Genomic DNA, 24945 nt, shown 5'->3' with positions numbered 1-24945 from the left:
CTTCTCCCTATGGAATGATCGAGCGGGACTGCATCCCGCGTGACCAGTCGAGGGCAGCGGCCATCGACGGCGACATCGACGCTGCAAGCATGTTCTCGATCATCGCCGTCTTCTCGATGATCTGCAGGATGGCCGAGACCCGCGCTTGGCCGGTTGCCTGTCGCTGTGAGAGGCTGGACCGTACTTCGGCGACCTGAGCGCGCCAGATGGCGAGCTTGGCTTCATCGGCCGCGATGAAGCTTGCCATCGACCGGCCAGCCTCGGCCGTTATCCTTTCGAGTATGGCATAGAGAAGATCGATGCTGGCTATCTCGGCAAGCGTGTCGCGATCATCAGTGGGCATGCCGCGTCCGTAGGCGGCCTGAACTGTCAGGATCTTGTAGAGCGGGACCGAGGCTACCTGCAGTAGCTCCTTCTCTTCGTTCCCAATCGCGGTATCGCTGCGGATCGCCTCGACCATGCTACCAATCAGCCGCGCCACACGAGGTCGGATAGCTTTCGCGCTCGTCAGGCTCATCTGCTGGAAGGTCGGATCGAGGCACTGGTCGGGCTCATCGCATCGGAACACCCGCACTGACTGAGCCTGTGTCCCGTCAAGTAGCGCAGTTACCAGAGTTGATGAGGCATCGCCTGCGAACGGCACGAACTTGCCCGCCTCGTCATCGCTTGGTGGAACATAGATCACCGTGCCGATAAGCGTCATCGCATATTCGGCGAGGTCTCGGTCGAAAGTCCCGCCGGGGTTAAAGAAGGCGCTCTTTTTGAGGACGTGCCAGGTGTAGTTGCGCGCGACGCCGGGATTGACGTCTGTGTAGTCGGAGCCTGCGCTTTCATTGGTCGAAGCGCGCTGTCCGCGGGTTCCGCAGCCATGCTTGGCTGCGGCGTAATCGGTGAAGATCCCTTCCGAATTTCCGATCGCCTCGCAGATCGCCTTGTCGGCCAGATCGCCCTTGGGCCAGATGCCGCCGACTAACCCTTGCGCCATCTCGCAGGAGTTGATCGAGAGATTGTTCATCAGCTGCGCTTTCTGACTGAACTCCTGCATGATCTTGTTGCACTCGGGGCAGACGGTATCGATCGCCAGGCTGAAGGCGAACCCGACCGCGTTGTTCGCGACCGCCTTCATGAGCGCGACCATCTCGCTTGCATTGATGAAGGAAAAGGACCCGGCGAAAATGTCGATCCCGCCGCAGCCGGCCCGCGCTCTCGGGAGTTGCAAATTGGCGATGTTGGTCGTCTTTTGCGGAAAGCGCGTCCAGACATTGCCGAGGCTGTAATAGCCTGCTGACTGGCCTTCGAAGGCAGTTGGACCGGTGACGTTCGCTGCCGCGCCCATATCGTCCATGAACCGGTCCATGCTGTCGCCTACATTTGCGGCGACCGGTGATGCGGCCATGCTGGCTGCGGCTAGGGTGAGCGCCGCGTTGCGAATGCTAGTAATCATGTCCGGCTTCCTTGGCAGTGAGGAGGTAGATGCGGTCCTGAAGTTCGTCGGCGGAGAGAACGCCGTAACCGATTGGGATCGGGCGCTTGGCGAGGCTGTCCCACAGCACCAGCGCTGGGGTGATCCCGGGCTCGAGACCCATGCGCGGACGCTGGCCGCTTTCGACCTTGTAATCGGGGAAATGCCGCGAGGGTCCGCCGTCGGTTGAGATCGCCCGCACCGTGATACGCCAGCGATCCGCGACCGATCTGACGATTGGGCTCATGACCTCGCAAGCCCCGCAGGTCTGGGCAAAGAAATAGAACAGGCCGTAGCGCTCGGAGAGCCGCGCCATCACCGCATCGCGGTCGGCAGCGCGCGCATCCTGCCATTGCTTTTTGGCAAGCGCGCCGACCGGGCGCTCAAGCGTGTAGTCGAGTTCGGGATCCTGCCAGATGGCGCGCTGCCAGACATCGGAGAACAGCGAAGCCCGGTCGAGTTGCGCCCGCTGAAAACGGATGTAGGCGGTGACGTTCTCCGGTGTCGGATAAAGGATCGCGCGGGCTTTCAACTCGCGCAATTCTTCGGTGATCGCGTCGAGCTGCTGCGTAGCCGCAACCTCTGTCGCAGGCTGATCCTTTTCGGGTTCGGCTGCCGGGACCGACTTGACGCAATAGAACCAGTAACCAAGCCGGCGCTGCTCGCAGTAGAGGCTGTCAGCTGTCGTGGCCGCCTCTGCCGTCTGGCTTTGCTGCGCGGCTGCCGGGGCGGGTGTTAGAGTGGCGAGCCACAAGGTCAGGGCGACGATCAATTGGCGGCGCGTCATTGGCCACTCCTTGCGTAATAGTCTTCGATCTTTTGTTGGATGAGGACGCTGGTCTCGAGCTCGTCGGGAAGCCGCGCCGCCTCGGTAAATTCCGCATAGACTTCGCTGAAATCCATTTGGCTGAGATCAAGCTGCGCGAACTCGTCGAGGGTGAAGCCCTCGCATTGCTCTTCCTTGGGTTTGTCCCAGGGCTTGGGGAGCTGTTTGCGGCCTTGTTCCTGGAGAATGCGCGATAGCTTGCTCTCAAAGCAGCAATAGGCCTTTCTCTTGGTTAGGCAGACGCCGAGGAATTTCTTCGAGCAATAGGTCCCAACATAGGCGCACAGGCCTTGGGCATCGCGTTCGTGGAGCAAAACTTCTTCGCGGTCGCAGCCAAGCGCGACCAGCAGGCTGATGCCGGGGATCAGTGGAAAGCCTTTCCCCTTGCAACAGTTGAGAACGCCAAAGACCTTGGACGAGCAGGTGTTTCGGGTGCCGCGGAACAGCGTCAGCGTGTCCGGATCGAATGCCCCTCGCGCTTCGTCCATTGCATGGAGAGCGGTGACCGCATCCTTGAATTCGTCATTGGCGGTGCGCTCGATCGTCTCGCACGACCCGTCGATGCAATAGACATCGCCGTCGCAAACAAATTGCTGCGAGTTCTCCGTCTCTGGCAGCGGGCATTCGTAGACGCGCTCCCATGTCTCACATGGCGTCTCGTCGGTGATGCATTCTTCGCGAACAAAGCGGCAGGTGCCCAGCTGCTCAATGTCCGAGCAATCGCTTGCTGCTTCGCGCGATGTGCAGCTGTATTGGCGTTCCCATTCCCAGCAACTTTGTGTGACCGCCACCCCATCGATGATACGGGTTTGGGGGCTATCATCACTGCAGATTTCGGCCTCGAGCGTGCAATCGCCGTCGTCAGCAAAGGGACGGCATTGGGTTTCATCGCGAGCGGTGTCGACCGTGTTTTGAGTGGTGATCGCATAGGGGGAGTAGCGCGAGTCTGGAGCATCACAGGCAATTTCAGCGATCGGATCACCGGGCTCGGTGCAAAAGCGGCGATATCCGACATCGCGCCATTGCAGGCAGGGTCCCGGTCGATAACCTGTGATCCGGCACTGTCCTTGATCAAAACTGGTGCAGAGCGGCACGTTCGCAGCAAAGCCGGTCTCATTGCAGAAATAATGCCATTGCTGGCGCTGGGTCACGCTGGCGACGAGCGGTACAGAGCATTGCCCCTGGGATTGCTCGATCCTTGTGCCTGTGTTGCATGTCGCGGTGTAAGTGCCAGCTGACCCGGAACCAGGCGGCAGAGGCACGCATTCGCCTTGGCTGCCCGAAATCGACATACCACTGGTATAATCGAGCGGAGCTTCATTGATTGCCAGACTGCGGGCGATAACCGCTTCAATGTCGTCGCTTTCAAAGCGGGCGCGATTGGCCAGGCTGTCGCGCATCAGGCGATGGCCTTGATGGTTGCGCGATGCGGACCCGGAAGCGGCCTCGATCTGATCCGGATTGTCGGCAAGCCGTTCGAGGTCTCGCACCGCTTGTCGGTCGTAATTGGGGAGGTCGACCGCTTCTGGCTGGCCCTGCGCGGCTTGCTGGGCAGCACCGCGCAGGCTCTCTGCGAAGGTCTTGCCATCGGCTCTCGCGTCTTGCTGTTGTGCTGCTGTAGGCAAGGCCAGCAGGCAGGCGAGCAATGCCGCTCCGGTTGCGAATGCGCGGAGCCTCATCGCTGATCTCCTTCCAGGCGGTTCTGATGAAGGCGGGCGAGCTCTGCGCCCGGCCCACGGCCAGAGGCGAATGTCTCAAGCACCTCTCCAACGCTGATATTGCCTGCGATGCGGTCGTGCGGCGGCACGTTGCTGGTGCAGTCGAACCCATCGCACGGCGCAAAATCGGTGCTCAGCATGACGAAGCTAGGCGCAGCTTTGATCTGAAAGGCCCGAAACAGTCTCGGATCGATGCCGAGCGAACCGGCATCGTTGCTATCGCTCCAGATCGCAGCCAAGCGCTTCTTGAAGGCTTCGCTGTTTCCTTGCGGGAAGCCGCGCAGGACGGTGACCCCGCCGGCCCGCGTCATGTCATGGACAAGCGCCTTCAACGCTGCCGGCGGCATTGACAGGCTGGCAAAGGCAATGAAGCGCGGAGTCCCTTCAAGCACTGCTTTCTCGGCCGCGGCCTGATTTGCGATCATCGCGTCCAGGTCGAGGACGGCGTCCGTCTCGGTGACAGCTGTACTGTCGGCATAGGATGCGCGGTTGGCCTGCGCCTGAACTTGTACGGCCTGCGCATCCCTGGTCAGGGCTTCGGCACGTTCGCGGACATTGGTGGCGAGCGCTTGCGCTTCTTCGGTATGCTGCGCTGCGCGCTCGCGGATCGTGTCGAGGTCGATGCCGTCGGGAACGCTCTGGGCGAGCGCTAGGCCGCCCAGCGAAAGTGTGAGGCCAACGGGCAAAATGATGAGATGCTTGTTCATAGTGCGCAGCAATTCCTTTTGCGCCAGACGAGGTATCCCATGTCTTCGCCGATGGCGGGGATCATCTGTCCGGGTTCCTGAAGGGTGGTGGAGGTGCCGATTGGCGGGCAGGCGTAGCGTCCGCTTGTCGCCGGATTGGGATTGGTCGCCTGGAAGCGGTATTGCTGCTTCCTCATCACCGGCATCAGATATTTGCCGCACAGGCCTTTGGAGCCCATCGTTCCCCACGAGACGAGTTCGCGGTGGAGCTTGTAAGCAAAGCGCGAGAGCACGAGCCGCGAGGCCTGAACATGCCCGATCGATGCCGAGACATTGCCGTTCATCGGGTACATCGATCCCTGGCAGCCCGCGCACCAGAACATCTCGTCGAGCGGCAAGTTGGCGGTCGATGCGGCGCAATCCGCAGCGCAAGCGGCAAGCGCCAGCGGGTTGGCGAAGAGCACGGCCTCTGGGTTGATGATCGCGGTTAGCTCGCTGTCCTGCCACAGCGGATCGATCTCCGAGATATAGAGAATGTCGATCGAACCGGGCTCGAGGCACAGGAAATCGGCGACGATCTCCATCCAGTAGATCAGCGGATAGGCGTACCAATGGACGTGCCAGCTCGAATAATACTGGCTCGCGCCGCCCACAGCCGAGGGACCAGAGATCGAGCGAAACCCGATATCGAAGCCGGGATCGAGCTTTATCCCGCCGAGATTCACGAAACACCACGGCTTCATGCTGACATCGGCAAGCCGCACAGGTTCCCAGAAGCCCATCGCGATGCCGGGCCGAAGCCCGCACAGGCACACGGGCAGGTCGGGGTTGTCGGGATCGGGACGATTGCTGGGCCAGATATCGAGCCCGCCAATCGAGATCGGGAAGAGGCAAGACCAGCAGATGTCGGTGATCGGATTGACGAAGCTGCCTGTGCATTTGCCCGGCCCGGCATCGGCAGAAGCTGGCGAAGCAAAGGCGAGCGACAATGACGCTGTGACAAGGATGAGAAAGGCTCGGATACTGCTCATGGCCGGGCCTCTCGGGGTGGCAGCGCGATCTCGCTGATCTCGAGCAACCGACCGTCCTGGCGCACGCGCGCCGGCACAGATTTAATGCCAAATTTGGCCGTTAGCTTGCCGCCCTGGTCGAAATAGAAGCGGCGCTGGCGGGCCTTCATCAGCTCGAGCGGGGCTCCTTTTACGAGGATCAGCTTGGCACTGGCATCCTGCTTCAGCGCCCAGGCAAGCTGGTCGGGATCGTCGCCGTCGAGAAACAGAAGGGTGCTGCGCAGCTGCACGCTGTCCAGCGGATTGACCTTTGTTCCCGCGGCATGGATCAGCTCGCCCTTCGCACCTGTTATATCGGCAGCGAGCGTGATCGTTGGATCGAAACTCCAGCGTCGGGCTTCGCTGGCCCGGACAAGTCCGGCGACGGGATCAGGCCGGTTCACTCGCGCAATTGTGCGACGCTTCAGTTCGTTGTTGAGCCGCGCGGTCTCTCCCGATTGTTCCATCTGGGTGAGGCGGGAATGGATCTGTTCGAGCAGGTCGCGTTCGATCACCGGAAACACTGTCCCGCGTTGGCCATAGTCCCGGGCCAGAGCCTGAGACGGGCAAAGCAGGACCGCGAGCAGGATCGATGGGGCCAGAAGCTTTCTCACAGGATTGTCCTCCCGCTGCCGAGAATCTGGCCGCGGCAGACAAAACCGATCTCGGCGTAGCGGCTGTCGAGCCCGCGCGGATGGCTGGTCCCGGTGTAGAAGCAGCCTTCGGGGATCGGACCTTCAGGGCCTTTGTGAAGCCCGATGCCGAGGCTGGTCTCTTCGAGGCGGGTGGCGACTTGCTTGCCGTTGACGAACACTACTTGGCCCTTGTGGCTCACGACATCACCAGGCACTCCGAGCACACGCTTGCCGAAGAGCTGCGCGCCTTCTCCGAAGTGCGCTTCGACGAGCTCGCTTTGCGGTGGTGCAAAAAAGATCAGGCTGCCGCGCTCGATTGGTGCATGCTTATCGAGCCAGAAGGCCCAGTTGGGCAGACTCGGGCTCGCATTGATCAGAAAGGCGTGATCTTTGCTGAAAGCATCAACAGCGCTCCATCCGAGGGGAAGCAGGACCAGCGCGGTCAGCACGAGCGGACGTTTGAGTGTCTGGACGATCCGTTTGGAGAGGCTTGTCATTGCTCGCCTCCTTGTCCGAGCTGGCGGGCAATCCGCATGCGGAGTTCATCGGTTGCGTCGGGAACACCGCCGGCGAGCACCGCTTCACCGACCAGCACCACGCGGCCATTTGTTCCCATCTCTGTCACCGCGCGTTCGGAGGCTTTCAGGAAGGCGAGCACGCGCGCCTGGCTCGCTTCGGGATCCTGTGCCCCGCGCGCCTCGGCATCGACGAAAGCGGCAATGGTCTCGGCGAGCCGGACGGTGACGATTTCCTGGCGCGGCTCGCTCAGCTCGCGGCTGACCCACGCTGCCCAAAGAAGTGCTGCAGCGATCGCTAGCACCGCTACAATCCGCACCAGCAGGGCGCGCTTGAAAGATGGCGATTGACTCGTATCAGTCATGGCGCCGCTCCTTTTCGGATTTGATCTCGAGATCGTCGATCAGCCGCTGCAGAAAGCGCGGCATGCGAAACAGCGTCACCGCGCCGCCCGTGATCAGGAAGCAAATCTGGAGGTCCGAGCTGAACAGGCTGCGGCGCAGGGCGTCCGCTTCAAGGTAACGGTCCGAGAGATTGCCCAGCTGCGCGAAAAGCGTGTGCAAGTCCCAGCCCGCGACAAACAGGAACAGAGCGAGCGGCAGACCAAGCGCGATGCAAAGCGACGTTGCAGCAAAGCGCGTCGTTTCGATCAGAACGAAGCATGTCCCCTGCATGATGGGCAGGAGCGCTCTGGCATTTGGCGGTTCGACCCGGTCGGTCAGATGAGAGACCATCATTGCCCACCTCCTGCGACCATGCGGATCGCATCGGAGAGAGAGTGCCCGCGCCGCTCATAATCCTGGATCGCGGCATAGGTGTCGGGATCGGAAGAATAGATCGTCGCGGAAAAGGGATCGAGCACGAGCCGGCCGACGGCCTCGGTCTCGGGCCCCTTGATGAAGATCTCGCTGTATTCGGTGCCCGAACGCTTCAATGAGCGGATCAGCGTCTCGGTGCGGTCGTCCATGTCGAGCCGAGCGTTCGCCCGGAAATCCGCAATCGTCTCGGCCTTCTGCTGGAGCACCAGCATCCAGTCGCTGTTCTCCAGCGCAGCGCGCGCGCCATCGGACTTGTAATAGTCGTTCAAGGACTGGGTCGCGGTCGCGAGCGCGCCGCCATATTTGCGCGCGGTCCGGGCATAGCTTTCAACGAACTCGCCCATCGAGCCGCCTTTGAGCATCGCCCAGGCCTCGTCGATCAGCAGCAGCTTCTTCGTAGCACGCGATGTGCGCGTCATCGCCTGGCCCGTCATGAACATGATCGCCGAGAGAACCACGCTTCTGAGTTCCTCGCGGCTTGCAAGATCGCTCATCTCGAAGACGGTGAAATCATCGTCGAGCGCGAAGCTCGCCTTGCCGGAGAAGAACCCGCCATAGCTGCCGCCGCGGCAGAAGGGCGCGATCGCGGTGGCAAGATCGCGGCCCGCTTCGCTTTCCGAGCCTTGCAGCGCGCGCGCGACATCATCGACCGAGGCGCCGCTGCCGAGCGCCTCCCAAGTTGCGGTGACGGCCTGATCGATCAGGCCGCGCTCGGTATCACTGGGCGCAGAGCTTGGCCGCGCCATCTGGCCGACCATGGCCTTGATCATCGCGAAACAGTCGAGCCGGTAATCCTCGTCTTCGTGCGCGCGCGCATCATCGACCATCGAGAACGGATTGAGCGAGAAACCCGAGGCGAGCGTGAACTCAACAAAGCGCCCGCCCTGGAGCTTGACCGAATGCTCGAAACTGCGCCCGTCATCGATCACGACGACCTTGGCGCCCGCTCCGCGCAAAGCCGCGCAAAGCTCCTGCAAGAGCACGGACTTGCCTGAACCCGACTTGCCACAAATCGCGATATTGTGGTTGCCTGCATCGTTCTCGAAGGGCGACCACCAGAAGGGCTGGCCGCGCCGGCCGACGAGCAGCAAATGCGGGATGGCACCACCCAGATACTCGCCTTGCATGGGCGCGATATGCGCCGCCGTGGTCGAGAGCATGGTCTTGAGGCGCTTAAGGCGCGCCATGTCGTGGTCAAGCCCGTCCGCAAGGCTTAGTGGAAAGGCAGCAACGAGGCCTTGCAGCTGGAGGAAGCGTTCATCGGAGAGGTCCCATCCGGCTGCCTTGTATATCGCCTTGATCACGCGCTCATGCGCATCGCCATCACCGAGTGGCGAAATGCTGGTGAGCCCGTAGAAGAGTTTGACGAGCTTCTTGCCCGCCTGGAGCTCGGCCTGGACATGGCGCCATTCGGCCGACTGTTCGGCAAGTTTGGGCAGGAAGCTCGCGCTCTTGGTCTGGCTGAGGCTGGTTGTTCGCATGAACTTGAACCCGGCCCGCGCCGAGGCGGCTTCCTGGTCTGGATAGACGAGGCACAGCATCGTTGCCGTAGGACAGGGGAACCGAAGCTTATCGGCGAACATGTCGCCGATAAGCCGAGCGCATTCCCAGGGCGCCCAGCGTTCGGGGGTCGAGCGAACGGCATAATGGCGCACATCGAAATGGTCGGGATAGCATTCGCCCACTTCGGGATTGCCGTGCGCATCGCGCCCGGTCTCGCGGAACCGCTCGGTCCTGAGGATCATCCGATCATCTTCGACTTCGAGTTCGACATCGCGCCGGATCGCTTGGGTATCGAGCGTATCGTGCGGATTCCAGCTATGCGTGTCCGGCTCGTGCGCCGTGGTGGGCGAGGTCAGTTCGTCGATCAGCGCCAGCAACCCGTTCGGGCGCAGCTCCTGTGCTTGTAGTCCGAGCGAATGGAGCATGCCCATCAGCCCTTCGCGGCATTCGGAAAGCTCGGCATCGCTCACGCTGCCGGGCACCGGCACGCCGAGCGAGACGATCACCCGGACATTGCGGGCATGGAAGGGAGCATGCGCCGAACCCGAATTCCAGACGAGATCATAGAGGCGGTTGGTGCGGGCCCTGGCGATGGCCTCGTAGATCCCGCCCTGCTCGTAGCGCGGGGCGAACCAGGGAGATACGACATTACCGATCCGCGGGGATGCGAAGTTTAGAACCTGGAGGCAGGCACCCTGCGGCAGCCCTTCGGAGAAGAACTGCCCGAGGATCTCACCGGTCTGTTCGTCGGCCCCGATCAGCGGAGTGACTTCGAGGACAAAGCCTTTTGAGCGCGCGTTGCGGTAGAGCTTCGCAGCTTCGTCATAGACCCTGTAAGGGAGCCAGTCGGAAAGCATATCGAGCCCGAAATGCGCCCGCTCTCTTTCTGGTCGCGATGTGTCGGAAAAAAGCTTGCGCGATAGCGCATCGCGCGCAGCAGCAAGGGATAGCGTCACTGGCTCTCTCCTTCATTTGTGTCAGGGTGGGGGACCGGCTCGCGGGGAGGGGAAAACGAGCCAGGTCCCCCGGGTTCCGGCGCGTTGGCGCCGGGCATCGCCGGAACGGGCTGCAGGGGGATAAACAGCTGTTCCGGCAATTCTTCGTTGTGCTTGTCTTGAGGTGCGCGGTTTGCCTCGCGCATTGATGCAATAGTCGCGCCCAATGAGCGCAGAATGTCCCGCCGCCCTTGCGGTGCGCGCCAACCCGCTCCGACAGCTTCGGGCAGGGTCAGGTGCACGACCCGCGCTTCATGGTCGCGGCCCGCTTCATCGCGGTACGCAGCGATGACGACCTGCAGACGCCGCACTGCTTCGCCAGTTCTGGGCACAGGGCGGTACGCTTCTTTGGCGTCAGCCCGGTCGATACCGGTCGCCCCGGCATCGATCGCCGAGGTGGGCGCGCAGGTTCCATCAGGCGCACGGCAGGCAAAACTGCCGCTCACATTGCTTCCAAAGCTGGTGCATGCGCTGGCGAGGACCAGCGGCGCTGCCAGCGCGGCTGCCCGCGGGATCGAAAGCCGGCTCATTGTCCGCTTCCCTTCGCTCCGGCCGCGAAGCGGCGGATTGTTGCAGCATCGCGGTAGCCATGGATCACCGCTCCATCGCGGGCGCGCACGATCACCGGCGTACCGTTGAAACCGTTGGCCTTGGCAAAGGCCTCGTTGGCATCGAGCGCCTTGGCTTGACTGCAGCTCTTGCCGCTCGCAGGAGCCTGTTCGGCATAGGCCGCATGCAGAGCCTTTACCGGATCCTTCGCGCAGATCACGGCTTCGGAGAGCTTGCGGCTCGCTACACCGAAGATTGAAATCGGTCGCTCTTCGACATGGACCTTGGCCTTGGCGAGTTCGCCGGCGAGGCGTTGGCAATAGCCGCATTGAAAGTCCGAGAAGACCACGAGCTTTTCGCCCCTGGGGTTGCCCCAATGGATCGCGCCAACTGCGGGCAGCGTCGAGAGATCGACATGGGCGGCCGCCGTTCTTGTTGGCCCGTCACGGCCCGACCGGGCTTCGCCTCCGGCCCGCGGCGCACTGGCGGCAAGCAGGTCGGGGTTGAGTTCGAGCAGCCGCGCAGCGGTCACGTCGCGCCGCTCTTCCATGTCATAGAGCCGGCCGACGAACAGGTAGCGGGCGGTCTCGTCGATATAGAAGAGCGTGTCGTTCGAGACGACTTCACACCATGGTCCGAGCCTGTCGCAGTCGATTGCATCGATGGGCGTTTTGGGCAGGCGCAGCTTCAGGGCCTGCGCAACATCGCTCGCCAGCGCCGCAGCCGATGCCGGCATGGCCGTGACGGCCGAGACCCCGAGGGTAAGCACGGCGGCGGCACCTGAGCAGGCCAGGGCGAGGTGGGCGGCGCGGGCCTTGAGGCCCGGCCGGTAATCATGGTAGTTCATTGGGAAGAGCTCCTGACATGGACGCCGTCGAGAAAGACGATCTCGACCTCGATGCCGGTCGGCATCTCGACGACTGGTTGATATTGTTCTGCGCGTTCAATGAGGTAGCGGCTGACCGTATCAGCAGCGTCGCCCGCGCCCTGGCCGAACCCGCCAGCAAGAATGTCGGTCGGCGAGAGCGCTTCGCGCTGTCCGTCACTGCCAACTTGTCCTGCGAAGATGCCGTTGGCGTTGGCGGAAAACCCACGTCCGAAACCGCCGACGATCCCGGCCAGCAGCGCCTGGCTGACAAGGCTGCCTTCGCGGCTGACCACGCGGCCGCGCACTCCGGACTTGCCGGCAAAGGAGATGAACCCTTTGACTTCGCTCACCGCGAAGCGCCCGCCGGGCTGCGCGCAGGTCATGCGCACTAGTTTGACGTAGACCTTCTCGGCCGAGAGATCGCCGCGCGCGGCGCCGTTGACGAGGCAACCGGTAATGTCGGTGGTGAGCAGCTTATTGCCGCGCATCACCGAGCGGGCCGGGCCGGTGATCCTGAGGACCACGGGAAGCGGATCGCTCTGGCTCGCAACGCCGGTCGATGCATCGACCCCGACGATGACCGTTGCAGGTGCATAGCTGTTGGGCGGCAGGTAATCGCGGCTCGCTTCGAGCAGCAGGGCCGGCGCACTTTCGGTGCCTTTCGGCTTTGCGTCCTTGCCTGCATTGTCGGTGAAACTCATCAGGCTGAGTTCGCCGGCTTGTGCCGGTGCCCCGGCCCGCGGCGACTGCACTGCCGCACCGGCTCCGACCCCGGGTCCATAGGCCGGCTGTGGCGGCACGGGTAAAGGTTCTGGCGCGGGTCGCGACGCCTGGCTCAGCTGCGAGCGCAATGCTGCGTTCTCGGCCGAGATCGCATCGATGGCGGCCTGGCCGTCGGAGCGCATCTGCGCGTTCTCGCTGCGCAGCGCTTCGAGTTCCTCCTGGACTTGCGCGCGCGGCAGCTGGGCTTCTTCCAGATCCTTGATCGCCTTGCCCTGCGCATCGAGCCGGTTGCCGTAGCTGGCCACGAACTCGCGCTGTGACAGGTTGCGGTTAACGAGGCTGCCGGTGTCGATCGTCGTAGCGCCATTCGCATCTGCGCCAGCGTCGTCACCGTCATCGCTGAAGATGAACATGCCGCCGCCGATAAGCGCGATGGCTCCGATCCCGGCGAGCAGCAGTTTCTGGCGCTGCGCTATCTGCGAATTGAGATTGCGACGTCCGCTCTCGCGGGCTTGCGGCGAGCCTGGCACAGGCTTTGCCTTGGGGCTTTCGGGTTTGGCTGGTGCGTCTGCCATCACTTGAGCCCTCCCTTCGCGAAGACGAGGAAGGCGCTGGTGGCTTCGCCTGGGGCGAGACTCTCGCGGCCATAAGCAAAGGCGAGTGCGCCTGCAGGCGCTTCGCGCTCATCAGCAAGAGCAAGGCGTTCCTTGCCGAGGTTGCGCACGAGAAAGCGCTGTCCGGTGAGCTCGTCGCCTTGGTATTCGGCGACGAGCTGAACCTCGATCCCGCCAGTGCGGCGCGGCGCGGAGATTTCGACGCGTGCGGTGAAACCGGGCAGGACGGCATCTTTTGCCATCGCTTCGATCAGGCGTATCGCGGCGTCTTCGGGGCCGGTTTCGGCCTCCCAATCTGCCGCCTCGCTTTTGGCAAGCGCGGGATTGGTAATAAAGAGCTGGGCCGCCTCCTGACCGCCGAGGCGGCAGGCGAACTTGTAGACATAGCCCGCTTTACTGGTGGCGAAGAAGTTGACGCGGGCAGCGGCAAATTGCGGAGGCACGGAGATATAGATGTCTCCGCGCACCGGCTCGTGCGTCACCTGGAAGTCGTTGTAGGGAAAACCGCTTGCGATCTTCGAGACATTGGCAAAGCCGTCATCGATGAGCGCGATCCGCGTGAGCTCACCGCGGGCCAGCTCGCAGTCGATCGTTGCGTTGTCGGCCGCCTCGACGAACTGGTCGGCATGCGCCGGAACCGGCGCAAGTGCGAAAGCAAGCACCACAAGACCGCTAAGCTTGAGCCCGGGATCGGGGCGTCGTGTGGCGCCAACCGCGAAACAGGCAAGGCCGGTACCGGCAAGCGCAGCAGCGAGGTGAGATGGGAGAAGGCTCATTGGCCAGGTTCCTCTTTGTCAGTGGGAAGTTGTTCGAAGCCGGCGAGCGCGAGGCTGAGACCGCGCTGCGACCAGCGGAAACGGAAGGAGCGGCGCTGGCTCGCGATCACTTGCGCGCCGACGAAGGTCTTGAGTGTGCCTTCGACCGTGGATGTGAGGCCCTTGGGATCGACGTGTATCTGAGCGATCACGAAGGCCTGGGAGATATCCGAGCCGCGCTGTTCTTCGATGATCTGCACGAGCTCAGCTTTGAGCGCACCGTGCGAAGCGGGATCGGCAAGCTTCAGGATGTTGGCCATCCAGTAGTCGAGGCTTTCGGGTGCCCGGTTAAGGAGCATCAGCGCCGTGTCGCGGGTGACAAGCTCGAGATAGGGCGCGTCGACCCCGCCGCTCGAGACGGTGATCCGCTCGGCAGTGATCGGCACCAGCACGACCTTTTCGTCGCGGGTCGCGGCAGCGCCGAAGCTGACCAGCGTGGTCAGGCCCAGAACGCCTGCCAGCACGGCGAAGCGGTTGCGCTGCCGCAGGAAACCCTGCGCCTGCTCGTGTGCGAATTCTGCTTGCATGATTGCTCCTCCCTCAGCCCGCCAGCAGGCGGCAGTGGGAGGGCGGCGTGGCTTTCAGCCCCAGGAAGCTCCCGGGCAGGTACCAGTACGCAGCATGCACTAGTGCCGAACCGGCACCGCGAGCCTTTGCCTTCCGCAAGGCAAACCAGGTTCCGGCGGCCAGGCCGATACCGATGAAAATGTGCTGCGCCAGAATGCCCCAGGCGAAGGGAATGAGAATCCCTGCAAACTCGTCGATGGTCCAGAAGCCGATAAGCTCCGGATCGTCGAGCCGCCGTGGAACAAGGTACCTGTCGGCCATGATGCCGCCCTCCTGTTGTGACCGGGTCCGGGGTCAGATGACCGCGGTCACGACCGAAGTGACGATCGGCACGCCGGTGCCGACGCCGATACCAACGCCCACCGGCACGGCGATCTGGCCGAGCGAAAAGCGTCCCGAGGCAAGCCCGATCAGGCCAGCAGCGAGGCTGAGCACGGTGATGATCTTGCCGCCCGAGCCTTCGAGAAAGTCGGTGAATTGGTTCAAAGCAGGATCGAAAGTGGTGTCTGCGCCGGCAAAAGCGGCGCCGGCACAGGCCAGCGCAACGCAGGTCGGAAGGATATAATCGCGTCCCGGGATACGGCTTGGGATGCGGCGCTGGGCCGGAAGAGCAGTCTTGGTGGTCATGGGTGGAAACTCCGAAAAGATTGAACATCAGCCAGCGAAGGGTTCGCTGTATGTTCTTTCCTCTCCCCGGTGCCGGGCTGTAGGAAATCGGGAAATGCGTTTCGGTCCGATCAACCAAGCAAAAACCGACATTGGGAAGGCTTTGGGCCGGTGTGTGCGCAGACGGACTGCCTGGTAGCGCCGACTGTGCCGTGATCTGCGCCAAGCCTGCCGGAATACGCGCCGAAGCGATCACTATCGGCGCGAATCATCGAAGGAGGCCGATTCGCTCCTTCCTTTATGTTCCCTAATTGTTCTTTTTGTTTTCCTACAGCTTTCCTTTCGGGATAGCCGGTGAGTCATCACCACTACGCGAAAGGAATCGTCGATGACTGACATGGCGCTTTTTGCCGAACAACAGGTTCGCGCCGATCTTGCCCGGCTGCTATTCGCCGCTGTCGAAGCCAGCGGACGCGCACGCTGCGAAATCGCGCGCGATGCGCAAATCCATAAAGATGCCCTGCGGCGGGTCCTTCTTGGCGAGCGTTCGGCAAGTATGGGCGAAGCCCTACGGATTCTGGCTGCGAGCGGCGTCGCACCGCATGCTCACTTGCTGCTGTTCCTAGTCAGCGGCGGCGATCACGCGATAGCTTGGCTCCAATCCGACCTCGCCCTTTTCTTTGAGGACTTCACTGGTGAGCTGCCTTCCGCGCTCGAGCGTGTTCTCGGCAACCAGGTGCACGATGTGAAGCCACGCTGGGCCAAGGGCACCGCACACCGTGTCGCGCGCCTTCTTTCCGATCACATCGATGAACTTGAGCGCAAAGATGCACTTCTCGGTGATATCTTCGCGGACACCCAGGGAGGCCATCATGGGTGAGAAGGTCGAAAAAGGAGTGACCGCGCCTCGCCGGGTCACGCGGCTTATCCGCTTGCCGGAGGTTCAGCACCGGGTCGGGCTAGGCCGTTCGACGATCTATCGCTGGATGGCCGACGGGAAGTTTCCGAAGCCGGTGCAGCTTGGCAGCTACGCAGTTGCTTGGGCTGAGGATGACGTTGATACTTGGGTGGAATGCCGTTTGAGCAAAAAGACATGATGCGAGCCAACGCAGTCACGCACAGTGCTTGATTGGTAGATCATTCCATTATCTGGCCAATGGTCTAAGCCATAGGGCATGAGGAATTCCGCTACCGTTCCCCCTTTGGGGTCCGTCCTGAAAAGATTAAGTCATCAATACCCAATGCTGTCTGCCAAGCGGGCAGGTTCTGAGCTATTTGGTGCTCCCCGATTAAACGCGTTTTCCCTTTTCCAACCCAACGAAGTACGCCTTAGTCGAATTATAGCCGATCTGTTCGATCCCAAGGGTACGCACGGTCAGGACATCCTTTTTCTGAATTCACTACTCGGCGCACTTAGTCTGCCTCGTGTGAGCATCATCGAACCAATATCGGTGCGAAGAGAAATGGTTACGAGAGCCGGGAGACAGATCGATCTGGTGATAGAAACACCTCGCATGATAGTAGGGATAGAGAACAAACCTTGGGCCTCTCAGCAGCCTGATCAGCTCACAGATTATCTGGCAGCAATAAAGGGATGGTGCCGAGGTCGCACGCCCGCCCTGATTTTCCTTTCGAATAAAGAACCTGAAACTGCGCAAGACGACGTCCGCGTTCTTCGATTGCATTCAAATGAAGAGCCATCGCTGACAAAAATTCTAAGGGAGTGCAGGGACCAAATTCGCGCCGTAAGAACGCAAACCCATATCGCGGAAATGATCGCCTATTTGGCGTTTGAATTTGGAGATGAGCCGATGAAGGCTGATGAAGACTCAGCTTACGTTGAGGCGGTCGAAGCAGAGTATGAACGGGACACTGAATCCAAACGTGCGCTAGCGATGACGATGATTTCCCAAACTAGATTGCATGAAATCCTGATTGAAGAGATCGCCGAACGGATCTTGGATCAAGCTCGCGGTCTGTTCGAGGATCTCGAAGAAGAATATGACGACTGTCGATTAAGTGAAGCACTCGGCGACAAAGATAATTGGTGGGGATTTCGACGTCCGGCATGGCCGGACAATTGCTCCATTGCGATCTCCCCTGGCAGAACAAATTTCGCTGATGTCTATTTCGGTGTTCGAGCACCTGATCCGAGCAACAAATCAGTCGATAAAGGGGACAGTTGTGCTTCACGGCAAACCATCAATCGCTCGGTTGAAGCCGTAGAGGGCGGGTCTTCAAGTGGTTGGTGGCCGTGGTGGAAGTGGGCTGAGCCATTATCGTGGAATGCGGAATCGATGGCTTCCTTACTTCTTGAGTCTCCGACTGGGCTAATTGCAGATCATCCGCGGGTTCAAGAGCTCATCGCACGTATGTTAGCATTGGCGAGTGCGCTCGATGAAGGCCTAGGAAAAGAATGAAGTCTGTTTTAGCTTTGCCACCCCACACAGCAAATTAGGTGCCCGAAAAAGCTACATCGACGCCCACCTAAATGTTTGGAATGAAATCGAACGAGAGGTCGCGTCTTGTATCGAGGCCCGCAGAAAGGCCCGCAAAAATTCGCAGGCTATCGGTCTCGTGACTTGCTTTGGGCCTTTTCCGGCTGTCCGGCTTTGACAGGCAATCTGCGTTAGCTGCCGTTCAAAGCCGACTTTCCTTAGTCGGTCTCCTACAATTCAAGCGACTATATTAGCGATAAAATTCGACCTTGAACTCTACCTCGCCAATCGGTGTTACGAAGTGCACCTGCTCTGGCTCGATGATCGCGTAGCCGCCTGCCTCGATAATCTGTGGGTCGTTAGACTTAGCAGGAAGACTGTATTTGAGCGTGCCCGACACAACGCAGACCTTGCCCCAGACTCCTGGCTTGAGATCGTGATTTGATGTCAGTTTGGCAGGCACTGTCTGCTCGTTGAACAGTGGCGACTCAGCGTATTTTTGAACGCAGGAAGGAAGGGTTTTTTCCATAATTAGCCAGATACTGGGATTGCCAGTGTGATGAAAAGAATGGCGATGCCAAACAGGGCGACTGCGACCGGGACGATCAGGACCTGAGAATACACGGCATTTTTGTCCATCATGCCGGTCCAGGTGCTGAGTTTCTTGCCCTCATCGAGCGGCGACCGGCCTTCAGGTCCAGCCTGACAAGCACCAATTCTCGCCAGTCCAAAATACATGGCTGTATAAAGCACCGAAACGATGATGGCGAAACGCGCTGCGCCGCTGCCGCCAGTCGCCAACGCAATTGCTGCAAAGAATGTTGCATAGCATCCGAGCATTGCGATCCAAAGTTTACGCGGAAGCTGGAAACCCGCATTGCTCGGTGCCACTGGCGCTGTTGCCAAAGGCTGTAGCAAACTCTCCAGCGAATGGACTTCTGCCTCGACATCGGTCTCGCGTTCGGCGACAATTGATTGCTGTTCAAACATGGGGGAGGTTCCTTCCTGCTTTTGATCCGGCGAGACCGTCTCGTCGAATAGAGATGCCGGTGAAGAGGCTGTCGGCGATGGCTCGGGCGCGCTGCGCGACAAGCGCGGTGCCATCCGGCTGCGCCTCAAGGCTCTGCAATGTTGCATAGAAAAGCTCGAGCCAGCGCGCGAAGTGCCGTTCCTCGAGGTCCGGAATGGCCATGTGCTTGGCCATCGGGTTTCCGGAAAACTCACCGCTGTTAAACAGTATCGAGCGCCAGAAGGTCTTCATTCGCTCCAGGTGTTCAGGCCAGTCGGAGATACGGTGTGCGAAGATCGAAGCGAGCAGATCATCCTTGCGGATGCTGGCATAAAAACTCTCGACCATGATCGAGACGAATTGCTCATCGACGCCGCAGGCCACAGCATGAGCGCGCTTTTCGGCTCGTGCATTGCGCACTTCTTGGCGGGTTTTTTCGATCGGTGCGTGCATTGCAGATACTCGTTAAGAGGTATTTGATATACTCATTAAATGGGCTTTGCGCTAAAAGCAACATTTGATATACCTTTTTTATGCAGTTAAACCTCCGAACCGATTATGCGCTCCGAATGCTCATGGCTCTCGCGGCCAAGGATGAAGTCTTGTCGATTGACTGGATTGCCGATCACTACGCCATCTCGCGCAACCATCTGGCTAAGGTCGCTCAGGATCTGGCTGCCGCCGGGTTTGTCGAGACGCAGCGCGGCAGAGGAGGAGGACTGCGCCTGGCTCGCCCTCCCTCGCAAATCAATGTCGGTGACGTGGTGCGGAAGCTGGAGAACACGACAGGCTTTGTCGCCTGCATGGGCGGCAAGGAAGACTGTGTTATTGACGGCGCTTGCGGCCTCAAGCCCGCATTATCGGGCGCCCTGAACGCTTTTCTGGCGCATCTCGACCAATTCGATCTTGCGCAGATTACCGGATCACGGTCTCGCTTTCTCCAGCAGTTGGCCACTGAGAATGTTTGAAATCCGGGCCATTCAAAGTCCACCGTACGTTGGCTGTCCGAAAGGCTTCACAAGGAGCCCTAGGATCGCGCGGTCCGAACCCAGGGCGCATGCCAAAGTCATTTAATGCCCGCAAGAATCAAAGTGCGAAATTGCGAGATAAACCGCGATAGCTGGGCCTTTGTGGCGATCCCCTTTATCGAAAGCGGCTCGCGTTGGAATGCTACTATTGTTCCGTTGTACGATCAATATTGGTGCAGATAAAATCTAGGTTTGACCCCGTGAGTAATAGGCGCGCACTCCGATCAAAGAACAGCAATTCTTACGGTGTGAGCGACCGATTTTTGACTACAAGATCCCTACAGTCCGTGATCCATACTGCGATTTGTGTCAAATGATCTGACGACCGACAGTCAAAAAGCGCTGGTCTTGGTTTACGAATCCAAACGTTGTGAATGACGACGGCATTACCAATGCGCCGCACCTATTCTTCGTCACCTTGGTGGCTTTAATTCGCTGCCTTTTTATCTGGCGAGGACTGGAGAAGCTGCCAGTAATCGTGCGCCCAGGCGAGATGGGCCGAGTGGGCCTGCGGTAAACGTGTATCCGAAAGCCGAGCATGACCTGCTATCCCCTCTATCAGGAACGTCGCGGTTGCCTTGGGATCGGGGATGTGGGTTTCTCCGAGGGCATTGGCCTCGATGATGTGCTGCTCGAGGATCGAAATCGTGGTCTGGGCCGTCCAGCCACGAAGGGAATGACTCTGCTTATCGGCCTCATAATCGATCCAGTCGATCAGCCGATCAATCAGGCGGACTTCCGCCGATTGGAAGACGGACACTGCTTCTGCCGCCAAAACAGGAATCGCTGCGGAGAGAGAAGACGGGTCGATGGACGAGAATATCGATTCCTGTTGCCACTCTATTCGCTTTACCAGGATTTTCCGAAGCAGGTCTTCCTTGTTCTCGAAGCGGGCATAAATGGTCGGCTTGCCGACCCGGGCAAATCTGGCAAGGCGGTCAATAGAGAACTTCTCGAACCCTTTGCTGAGTAGCAAGTCCCAGCCCGCATCGAGGATGAGATCGTACAAGACTTCAGACTCCTCCGCTGAAGGGCGCCCGGTCTTCGTCGGAGCGGCCTGCGCACTGGTTGCGCACGTTGAGTGTGCATGCCGTCTTCTGTTTTTGGAGCTTTGCTTCATGCGGTCGGGTTTTGTCATCGTGCTACTGTATGCCTTTCAAATCCGCCCAAGCCGGGTGCGTGGAACTGGCAAGGCCGTGCCGGGACGTGTGCTGTGAGCGATGCATTCATCATTCGCCCGTTTCCACGGTCCAACCCAAGCCCAGCGCCTTGTGCACTGCCGCAAATTCGATGGTCACTTCCGCTCTGGCCTGCGCGCTCGCCGATGCGAACTGGATCGCCTCCCGCCTAGCGACAAGAACACTCTCTTCGGAAAGCCGTCCGCCATCTGCCCGCATACGCTGGAGAGCCACAATGGTGTCAGCGCTCGTTTCCGCTTGGTCAGCTGCGCCCAGCTTCGTTCTTGCCGCTCCGAAACGGGTGAGCGCCCCTTCCGCGTCAGCCAAGGCGGTAAGCACGACCGAACGATAAGCGGCTACTTGTTCGGTGTAAGCGGCCTCGCTCGCCGTGATCCGCGCCTCTGAGCGGCCACCGTCAAAAACAGACCAGCTGATTCTGGGAAGGGCCAGCCCAATGATGTCGGTCGGAGCCAGAAGGTCTGCCGGGGTTGTGCCGCCTAGCCCCAATAGCCCGAAGAAACTGACTTTCGGGAATTGCTCCGCCATTGCCGCCCCGATGTCAGCATTGGCTGCGGCCAGCGCTCGTTCCGCACCGCGGATATCAGGGCGCTGTCGCAGCATCATGGCCGGATCGCCCAACGCTATTGCTGCCGGGGGCAAAGGGACTTCCCCTGTGGAGGCCAGTACCGCGTCCAATGTGCCCGGCTCTTGCCCGGTAAGCATTGCCAACTGGTCCGCCAGTAGCACAATTTGCGCTTGCGTGGCTGCAACGGCACCACTGGTTCTCGCGGCCTGCAAGCGGGCTTGCTCGGCCGGCTGGCGCGGTGCGCTACCCTGATCGTAGCGCATCTGCGCAAATTGGATCAACTGACCATCAATTGCAGCCTGCTCGTGTTGCAGCTTCAGCAGCGCTTGCTGCGCTCGGTAGAGGCAATAGAGGCGGACAATTTCGGCAGAGAGCGAGACCTGCGCATCGCCTAGCTCCGCTTCAGCCGCCTCGGCAAGGGCGGAGGCAGCCTCAACCTTGCGTTTTGTGCCGCCGAACAAGTCGATCTCCCAGCTTGCGTCGAAGCCTTGGGAATAACGCTGGAAATCGATCCGGTCGGTACCGGGATTGGTGTCGATGATGTCGGCTGGCAGATTGGCGTATGGGGCCGAGGCAGAGCTGCGCAGGGTAGGCAGGACCGCCGTCCGATTGGCCGAAAGGCCAGCGCGAGCCTGTGTGATTTTTGCCCGTGCCATGGCAAGATTGGGCGATCCTTCAAGGCCATGCTGCACAAGTTGGGTGAGCACTGGATCAGCTAGACTGACCCACCACTCCGCTACGGGCGCACCTTCTTGCGCCCTGGCCGGTTCGCGCAGGAAATGACCACGCTCCATGGCTACCGGCGCGGCGATTGGCGGACCGCGATAGTCCGGGCCCACGGTGGTGCATGCTGGCAGCGCCAAGATCACTGCCGCAGCCGGAAGAAGGTGCCAGAGGGCAGAAGAAAACCGGCGATAGGTCATCAGTGGATTGCCATATTGACCTGCCCTTTTGGCAGGGGTTTGAGCAGGAAAACAAGCGGAATGGCCAGCACTGTTCCCGCAGTCAGCAGCAGGAACTCGTCGTTGAAAGCCATGACCAAGGCATCGAGGCTGATGCTGGCATCAATAATCCGATAAGCGGCGGCAAGACCTTCGGGCCCACCCCCCAATTGCTGCGCAAGCGACTGCAGCCAGCTTTGCGCATTGGGATCATTGGCGGGAATTGCAGAGTGGATGGTCGCGTGGTGATAGGACCAGCGGGTTTCCTGCGCTGTTGCCAGCAGCGCCAAGCCGATCGACCCGCCCAGGTTGCGCGCTACATTGAAGAGACCCGAGGCGTCGCTTGCTTCTTCAATTCCGACCGCGCTGATGGCCGCCTGATTGAGGAACATGAGTGCCATGACTTGACCGAAACCGCGCAGCAATTGGGACGTGGTGAAGGCTTCGCCTGCACTCTGGGCGGTCAGCGTCGTATCGACATAGCAGCCCAGCGCCATTGCTCCGAAGCCGGCTGCAACTGCGAGCCGTAGGTCGATCGTCCGGATCAGCATCGGGATCAGCGGCATCATCATGAGCGCCGGCACCCCTGCGAGAAAAACGATCTGGCCCGCCTGAAGCGCGTTGTATCCGGCAATGGCTGCCAAGAATTGTGGGATCACGTAGCTCGTCCCGTAAATCACTGAGCCGGTCACCAGAGACAATCCGAAGACCGCTGCAAACTCGCGTTTCTTGAGCAGAGCCAGTTTGATGACCGGTTTTCGGGCCGCGACCTGACCGATAGCCAGCAGCCCGAAGCCGACGATGGTCACGGCGGTCAGTTGCAGGATCAGCGTGGAATCGAACCATCCTTCACGCTGGCCATCCTCCAACACAACCGTCAGCCCGCCCAACCCGAGAGACATTCCGATGATGCCCAACCAATCAGCTGAGGCAAGCTCGTTTAGTTTCATCTTCTCGTTTGGGAGACCGAGGATTAGCAGAGCGCACAGCAGTGCGCCGACCGGGACATTGATGAAGAACGCGTAGTGCCAGCTGAAGTTCTCGGTCAGCCAGCCACCCGCCAATGGGCCGATAACTGGGCCGAGAATGATCGTCGCGCCAAAGATTGCCGTCCCCACAGGCTGCTGTGAACGTGGGAGGCGTGTTGCGATGATCGTCAGGGCGGTCGGGATCATTGCCCCGCCGGTGAAGCCTTGGCCCACTCGCCCGGCAATCATCGTCGGCAGATCGCTGGCAAGACCGCAAAGAACCGAGAAGCCGGTGAACAACACTGCCGCACCCAGCAAGAAACGGCGCAGCCCAAACACACGTTCGAGCCATCCCGTCAGTGGTATGACGATGATCTCGGCGACCAGATAAGCAGTGGCGACCCAAGTGGCTTCACTGGCGGACGCACCGATCTCCCCCTGGATCGTTGGCAGAGAAGCGTTGACGATCGAGATGTCGAGGGTCGCCATCAAGGACCCGATGGAGCCCGCAGCGACACCGAGCCACGCCTTAGCATTGGCCCGGCCCACCGGTTGCTGCTGCCGAGTCGGGAATGCCTTAAGCGGTAATGAGGCCGCTCCGCTCATGTGCGAGCATCCTGTTCGCGGCGGATCGCCTCAATGGAGCCACGCGCAGATCGGGTATCGATAGATACTTCGAGCGAGAGACCTGCAACCAGAACCTTGCGCGCTTCAGGGCCCGCCTTGATGCGAATGCGCACCGGAACCCGCTGGACAATCTTGGTAAAATTGCCCGTCGCGTTCTCTGGCGGCACCAGCGAGAAAGTCGCGCCCGTCCCTGGAGAGATGCTCTCAACCACGCCGTCAAAGCGGACCCCAGGCAGGGCGTCCACTTCGATCGTGGCGGGTTGACCCGGACGCATCAGCCCGATCTGGTTCTCCTTGAAGTTGGCGGTGACGAACAAGTCGCCGACCGGGATGATGCTCATCAGTCGTTGGCCCGGCTGCACAAATTGCCCGGGCCGCACTGAAAGGTTCCCAACGCGCCCGCCAAGAGGGGCGGTAAGGGCGGTCGCTTCCAGATCGTTGCGCGCTGCCATCCGCTGGACATTCGCCGCCATCATTTGCGCGCGTGTGGCACCCGCCTGCGCTCTGATCGATCCGACGCGCTCGCGTGCCGCGACTACTCCAGCCTGACGGGCGCGCAGATCGGCCGCTGCTTTGGCGCGGTTGGCGGCAAGTTGATCCAAAGCGCTGTGAGGTTCCGCCCCTGCGGCGACCAGCGGATTAAGCCTTGCGAGCTCAGCGTCGAGATAGGCTAGTTCGGCGCTCGCGCCCATCACCGCCGCTTGCGCTTGCCGGATCGCGGCCTCAGCCTCACCAAGACCGGAAAGCGTCGCGATTTCATTCGCACGGGCCAATCCGATTTGGGCGTTCGCTTGGTCCAGCCGGTTAGTGTAATCGGTTGTGTCGAGAAGCAGCAGCGTCTGGCCAGAGCGCACCGCAGCATGGTCATGGACCGCAAGAGTATCGACATATCCGGCGAGCTTCGCGGCAACCGGGACCTCCTCCACACTAACAAAGGCATCGTTGGTGGATTGCATGTACTGACCGACGATCTGGTATTTCCACAAAGCGTGACCGCCGACGGCAAGCACCAAAGTAAGCAGGACCCAGAGGGCGGGCTTGAGCCATCGCCGCCTGACCGCGCTCGCCTTGTCGAGACCCGTTTCATGAGCCTCATCGATGGAACATACCTCTTTGTTATCCGTCTCCTCGGCAGCAAGGCTGCCATGCGTCTCAATCGCAATAGCTTCGGCAGAAGAGGCCGCCTGTCCTGCTGCGTGGCCGACTTGTTCAAACATATT

At 60.6% G+C, this 24945-nt stretch carries 28 protein-coding genes; 4 read left to right on the top strand and 24 right to left on the bottom strand.

Translation table 11 applies throughout. From position 1 onward, the window contains the following. Positions 1-7 precede the first annotated feature (7 nt). The 17 genes from GRI41_RS09490 to GRI41_RS09410 are packed head-to-tail and all read right to left on the bottom strand — an operon-like array spanning position 8 to position 14971. Complete coding sequence (locus tag GRI41_RS09490) at positions 8-1444, bottom strand: conjugal transfer protein TraH (protein WP_160604786.1); 1437 nt, start codon at positions 1442-1444, stop codon at positions 8-10. Then, positions 1434-2249, bottom strand: a complete 816-nt coding sequence (locus GRI41_RS09485; RefSeq protein WP_160604785.1) for a conjugal transfer protein TraF — start codon at positions 2247-2249, stop codon at positions 1434-1436. The genes GRI41_RS09490 and GRI41_RS09485 overlap by 11 nt, the downstream gene beginning before the upstream one ends. Beyond that, the gene (locus GRI41_RS09480) at positions 2246-3967 is read right to left on the bottom strand and encodes a conjugal transfer protein TraN (RefSeq protein WP_160604784.1); all 1722 of its coding nucleotides are present in this window, start codon (positions 3965-3967) and stop codon (positions 2246-2248) included. Before GRI41_RS09480 ends, GRI41_RS09485 begins: the two co-directional genes overlap by 4 nt. Further along, positions 3964-4713, bottom strand: coding sequence for a type-F conjugative transfer system pilin assembly protein TrbC (gene trbC, locus GRI41_RS09475; RefSeq protein ID WP_160604783.1), 750 nt, complete (start codon positions 4711-4713; stop codon positions 3964-3966). The genes GRI41_RS09480 and trbC overlap by 4 nt, the downstream gene beginning before the upstream one ends. Beyond that, positions 4710-5723, bottom strand: coding sequence for a conjugal transfer pilus assembly protein TraU (traU, locus tag GRI41_RS09470; RefSeq protein WP_160604782.1), 1014 nt, complete (start codon positions 5721-5723; stop codon positions 4710-4712). The genes trbC and traU overlap by 4 nt, the downstream gene beginning before the upstream one ends. Beyond that, entirely contained in the window at positions 5720-6355 is a 636-nt protein-coding gene (gene traW, locus GRI41_RS09465; protein WP_407985552.1) for a type-F conjugative transfer system protein TraW, read from the bottom strand. The genes traU and traW overlap by 4 nt, the downstream gene beginning before the upstream one ends. Further along, entirely contained in the window at positions 6352-6873 is a 522-nt protein-coding gene (locus tag GRI41_RS09460) for a S26 family signal peptidase (protein ID WP_160604781.1), read from the bottom strand. The genes traW and GRI41_RS09460 overlap by 4 nt, the downstream gene beginning before the upstream one ends. Next, positions 6870-7256 carry a TrbI F-type domain-containing protein gene (locus tag GRI41_RS09455; RefSeq protein ID WP_202388785.1) on the bottom strand — a complete coding sequence of 129 codons (387 nt, stop codon included), beginning with the start codon at positions 7254-7256 and terminating at the stop codon, positions 6870-6872. Before GRI41_RS09455 ends, GRI41_RS09460 begins: the two co-directional genes overlap by 4 nt. Then, complete coding sequence (locus GRI41_RS09450; protein ID WP_160604780.1) at positions 7249-7629, bottom strand: hypothetical protein; 381 nt, start codon at positions 7627-7629, stop codon at positions 7249-7251. The genes GRI41_RS09455 and GRI41_RS09450 overlap by 8 nt, the downstream gene beginning before the upstream one ends. Further along, complete coding sequence (gene traC, locus GRI41_RS09445; RefSeq protein ID WP_160604779.1) at positions 7626-10169, bottom strand: type IV secretion system protein TraC; 2544 nt, start codon at positions 10167-10169, stop codon at positions 7626-7628. The genes GRI41_RS09450 and traC overlap by 4 nt, the downstream gene beginning before the upstream one ends. Further along, complete coding sequence (locus GRI41_RS09440) at positions 10166-10738, bottom strand: hypothetical protein (protein WP_160604778.1); 573 nt, start codon at positions 10736-10738, stop codon at positions 10166-10168. The genes traC and GRI41_RS09440 overlap by 4 nt, the downstream gene beginning before the upstream one ends. Beyond that, positions 10735-11604, bottom strand: a complete 870-nt coding sequence (locus GRI41_RS09435; RefSeq protein WP_160604777.1) for a DsbC family protein — start codon at positions 11602-11604, stop codon at positions 10735-10737. The genes GRI41_RS09440 and GRI41_RS09435 overlap by 4 nt, the downstream gene beginning before the upstream one ends. Beyond that, positions 11601-12923, bottom strand: coding sequence for a TrbI/VirB10 family protein (locus tag GRI41_RS09430; protein WP_160604776.1), 1323 nt, complete (start codon positions 12921-12923; stop codon positions 11601-11603). Before GRI41_RS09430 ends, GRI41_RS09435 begins: the two co-directional genes overlap by 4 nt. Then, positions 12923-13738 carry a type-F conjugative transfer system secretin TraK gene (locus GRI41_RS09425; protein ID WP_160604775.1) on the bottom strand — a complete coding sequence of 272 codons (816 nt, stop codon included), beginning with the start codon at positions 13736-13738 and terminating at the stop codon, positions 12923-12925. Before GRI41_RS09425 ends, GRI41_RS09430 begins: the two co-directional genes overlap by 1 nt. Next, positions 13735-14304 (bottom strand): type IV conjugative transfer system protein TraE, encoded by a 570-nt coding sequence (locus tag GRI41_RS09420; protein ID WP_160604774.1) that lies wholly within the window; start codon positions 14302-14304, stop codon positions 13735-13737. The genes GRI41_RS09425 and GRI41_RS09420 overlap by 4 nt, the downstream gene beginning before the upstream one ends. A 13-nt stretch (positions 14305-14317) precedes the next feature. Next, positions 14318-14605, bottom strand: coding sequence for a type IV conjugative transfer system protein TraL (gene traL / locus GRI41_RS09415; protein ID WP_034960277.1), 288 nt, complete (start codon positions 14603-14605; stop codon positions 14318-14320). Between the two features lie 33 nt (positions 14606-14638). Further along, positions 14639-14971, bottom strand: coding sequence for a hypothetical protein (locus GRI41_RS09410; RefSeq protein ID WP_160604773.1), 333 nt, complete (start codon positions 14969-14971; stop codon positions 14639-14641). A gap of 367 nt (positions 14972-15338) precedes the next feature. Here GRI41_RS09410 and GRI41_RS09405 point away from each other — a divergent pair, with 367 nt between their 5' ends. The 3 genes from GRI41_RS09405 (at position 15339) to GRI41_RS09395 (ending at position 17370) form a co-directional block, all read left to right on the top strand. Beyond that, complete coding sequence (locus GRI41_RS09405; protein ID WP_160604772.1) at positions 15339-15830, top strand: hypothetical protein; 492 nt, start codon at positions 15339-15341, stop codon at positions 15828-15830. Beyond that, positions 15823-16047 (top strand): helix-turn-helix transcriptional regulator, encoded by a 225-nt coding sequence (locus tag GRI41_RS09400; protein ID WP_160604771.1) that lies wholly within the window; start codon positions 15823-15825, stop codon positions 16045-16047. Before GRI41_RS09405 ends, GRI41_RS09400 begins: the two co-directional genes overlap by 8 nt. A 144-nt stretch (positions 16048-16191) precedes the next feature. Continuing rightward, positions 16192-17370: a PDDEXK-like family protein gene (locus tag GRI41_RS09395; protein WP_160604770.1), complete on the top strand. Its 1179-nt coding sequence runs from the start codon at positions 16192-16194 to the stop codon at positions 17368-17370. 268 nt (positions 17371-17638) lie between these two features. Here GRI41_RS09395 and GRI41_RS09390 read toward each other — a convergent pair whose 3' ends face one another. The 3 genes from GRI41_RS09390 to GRI41_RS09380 are packed head-to-tail and all read right to left on the bottom strand — an operon-like array spanning position 17639 to position 18850. Continuing rightward, positions 17639-17917 carry a DUF1971 domain-containing protein gene (locus GRI41_RS09390; protein WP_034960269.1) on the bottom strand — a complete coding sequence of 93 codons (279 nt, stop codon included), beginning with the start codon at positions 17915-17917 and terminating at the stop codon, positions 17639-17641. A 2-nt stretch (positions 17918-17919) separates the two neighbouring features. After that, positions 17920-18378 carry a hypothetical protein gene (locus GRI41_RS09385; protein ID WP_034960268.1) on the bottom strand — a complete coding sequence of 153 codons (459 nt, stop codon included), beginning with the start codon at positions 18376-18378 and terminating at the stop codon, positions 17920-17922. After that, positions 18371-18850: a group III truncated hemoglobin gene (locus GRI41_RS09380; protein WP_051699173.1), complete on the bottom strand. Its 480-nt coding sequence runs from the start codon at positions 18848-18850 to the stop codon at positions 18371-18373. The genes GRI41_RS09385 and GRI41_RS09380 overlap by 8 nt, the downstream gene beginning before the upstream one ends. Before the next feature lie 80 nt (positions 18851-18930). On the opposite strand from GRI41_RS09380, the gene GRI41_RS09375 reads away from it, so the two are divergent. After that, positions 18931-19365: an RrF2 family transcriptional regulator gene (locus tag GRI41_RS09375; protein ID WP_160604769.1), complete on the top strand. Its 435-nt coding sequence runs from the start codon at positions 18931-18933 to the stop codon at positions 19363-19365. Positions 19366-19852: 487 nt separating this feature from the next. Here the strand turns inward: GRI41_RS09375 and GRI41_RS09370 are convergent, their stop codons facing one another. The 4 genes from GRI41_RS09370 to GRI41_RS09355 all read right to left on the bottom strand — a co-directional run bounded on the left by GRI41_RS09370 (position 19853) and on the right by GRI41_RS09355 (position 24942). Then, complete coding sequence (locus tag GRI41_RS09370) at positions 19853-20434, bottom strand: TetR/AcrR family transcriptional regulator (RefSeq protein WP_160604768.1); 582 nt, start codon at positions 20432-20434, stop codon at positions 19853-19855. Between the two features lie 220 nt (positions 20435-20654). Continuing rightward, positions 20655-22058 (bottom strand): efflux transporter outer membrane subunit, encoded by a 1404-nt coding sequence (locus GRI41_RS09365; protein WP_328600564.1) that lies wholly within the window; start codon positions 22056-22058, stop codon positions 20655-20657. A 53-nt stretch (positions 22059-22111) separates the two neighbouring features. Next, a complete protein-coding gene (locus tag GRI41_RS09360; RefSeq protein WP_160604766.1) occupies positions 22112-23704 on the bottom strand; it encodes a DHA2 family efflux MFS transporter permease subunit in 1593 nt (530 codons plus the stop codon). Continuing rightward, positions 23701-24942, bottom strand: a complete 1242-nt coding sequence (locus GRI41_RS09355; RefSeq protein ID WP_160604765.1) for an HlyD family secretion protein — start codon at positions 24940-24942, stop codon at positions 23701-23703. The genes GRI41_RS09360 and GRI41_RS09355 overlap by 4 nt, the downstream gene beginning before the upstream one ends. Between the last annotated feature and the right edge of the window lie 3 nt (positions 24943-24945).

It is taken from the genome of Pontixanthobacter aquaemixtae, assembly GCF_009827395.1.
GTDB lineage: Bacteria > Pseudomonadota > Alphaproteobacteria > Sphingomonadales > Sphingomonadaceae > Pontixanthobacter > Pontixanthobacter aquaemixtae.
The sequence above is the reverse complement of the archived record's forward strand: the minus strand, read 5'-3'. Positions and strand labels throughout refer to the sequence as shown.

Bases quoted from the DNA above. Each gene is read 5' to 3' on its own strand.
- GRI41_RS09490 (WP_160604786.1), bottom strand. From the start codon at position 1,444: ATGATTACTAGCATTCGCAACGCGGCGCTCACCCTAGCCGCAGCCAGC.
- GRI41_RS09485 (WP_160604785.1), bottom strand. From the start codon at position 2,249: ATGACGCGCCGCCAATTGATCGTCGCCCTGACCTTGTGGCTCGCCACT.
- GRI41_RS09480 (WP_160604784.1), bottom strand. From the start codon at position 3,967: ATGAGGCTCCGCGCATTCGCAACCGGAGCGGCATTGCTCGCCTGCCTG.
- trbC (WP_160604783.1), bottom strand. From the start codon at position 4,713: ATGAACAAGCATCTCATCATTTTGCCCGTTGGCCTCACACTTTCGCTG.
- traU (WP_160604782.1), bottom strand. From the start codon at position 5,723: ATGAGCAGTATCCGAGCCTTTCTCATCCTTGTCACAGCGTCATTGTCG.
- GRI41_RS09460 (WP_160604781.1), bottom strand. From the start codon at position 6,873: ATGACAAGCCTCTCCAAACGGATCGTCCAGACACTCAAACGTCCGCTC.
- GRI41_RS09455 (WP_202388785.1), bottom strand. From the start codon at position 7,256: ATGACTGATACGAGTCAATCGCCATCTTTCAAGCGCGCCCTGCTGGTG.
- GRI41_RS09450 (WP_160604780.1), bottom strand. From the start codon at position 7,629: ATGATGGTCTCTCATCTGACCGACCGGGTCGAACCGCCAAATGCCAGA.
- GRI41_RS09440 (WP_160604778.1), bottom strand. From the start codon at position 10,738: ATGAGCCGGCTTTCGATCCCGCGGGCAGCCGCGCTGGCAGCGCCGCTG.
- GRI41_RS09435 (WP_160604777.1), bottom strand. From the start codon at position 11,604: ATGAACTACCATGATTACCGGCCGGGCCTCAAGGCCCGCGCCGCCCAC.
- GRI41_RS09430 (WP_160604776.1), bottom strand. From the start codon at position 12,923: ATGGCAGACGCACCAGCCAAACCCGAAAGCCCCAAGGCAAAGCCTGTG.
- GRI41_RS09425 (WP_160604775.1), bottom strand. From the start codon at position 13,738: ATGAGCCTTCTCCCATCTCACCTCGCTGCTGCGCTTGCCGGTACCGGC.
- GRI41_RS09420 (WP_160604774.1), bottom strand. From the start codon at position 14,304: ATGCAAGCAGAATTCGCACACGAGCAGGCGCAGGGTTTCCTGCGGCAG.
- traL (WP_034960277.1), bottom strand. From the start codon at position 14,605: ATGGCCGACAGGTACCTTGTTCCACGGCGGCTCGACGATCCGGAGCTT.
- GRI41_RS09410 (WP_160604773.1), bottom strand. From the start codon at position 14,971: ATGACCACCAAGACTGCTCTTCCGGCCCAGCGCCGCATCCCAAGCCGT.
- GRI41_RS09405 (WP_160604772.1), top strand. From the start codon at position 15,339: ATGACTGACATGGCGCTTTTTGCCGAACAACAGGTTCGCGCCGATCTT.
- GRI41_RS09400 (WP_160604771.1), top strand. From the start codon at position 15,823: ATGGGTGAGAAGGTCGAAAAAGGAGTGACCGCGCCTCGCCGGGTCACG.
- GRI41_RS09395 (WP_160604770.1), top strand. From the start codon at position 16,192: ATGCTGTCTGCCAAGCGGGCAGGTTCTGAGCTATTTGGTGCTCCCCGA.
- GRI41_RS09390 (WP_034960269.1), bottom strand. From the start codon at position 17,917: ATGGAAAAAACCCTTCCTTCCTGCGTTCAAAAATACGCTGAGTCGCCA.
- GRI41_RS09385 (WP_034960268.1), bottom strand. From the start codon at position 18,378: ATGTTTGAACAGCAATCAATTGTCGCCGAACGCGAGACCGATGTCGAG.
- GRI41_RS09380 (WP_051699173.1), bottom strand. From the start codon at position 18,850: ATGCACGCACCGATCGAAAAAACCCGCCAAGAAGTGCGCAATGCACGA.
- GRI41_RS09375 (WP_160604769.1), top strand. From the start codon at position 18,931: ATGCAGTTAAACCTCCGAACCGATTATGCGCTCCGAATGCTCATGGCT.
- GRI41_RS09360 (WP_160604766.1), bottom strand. From the start codon at position 23,704: ATGAGCGGAGCGGCCTCATTACCGCTTAAGGCATTCCCGACTCGGCAG.
- GRI41_RS09355 (WP_160604765.1), bottom strand. From the start codon at position 24,942: ATGTTTGAACAAGTCGGCCACGCAGCAGGACAGGCGGCCTCTTCTGCC.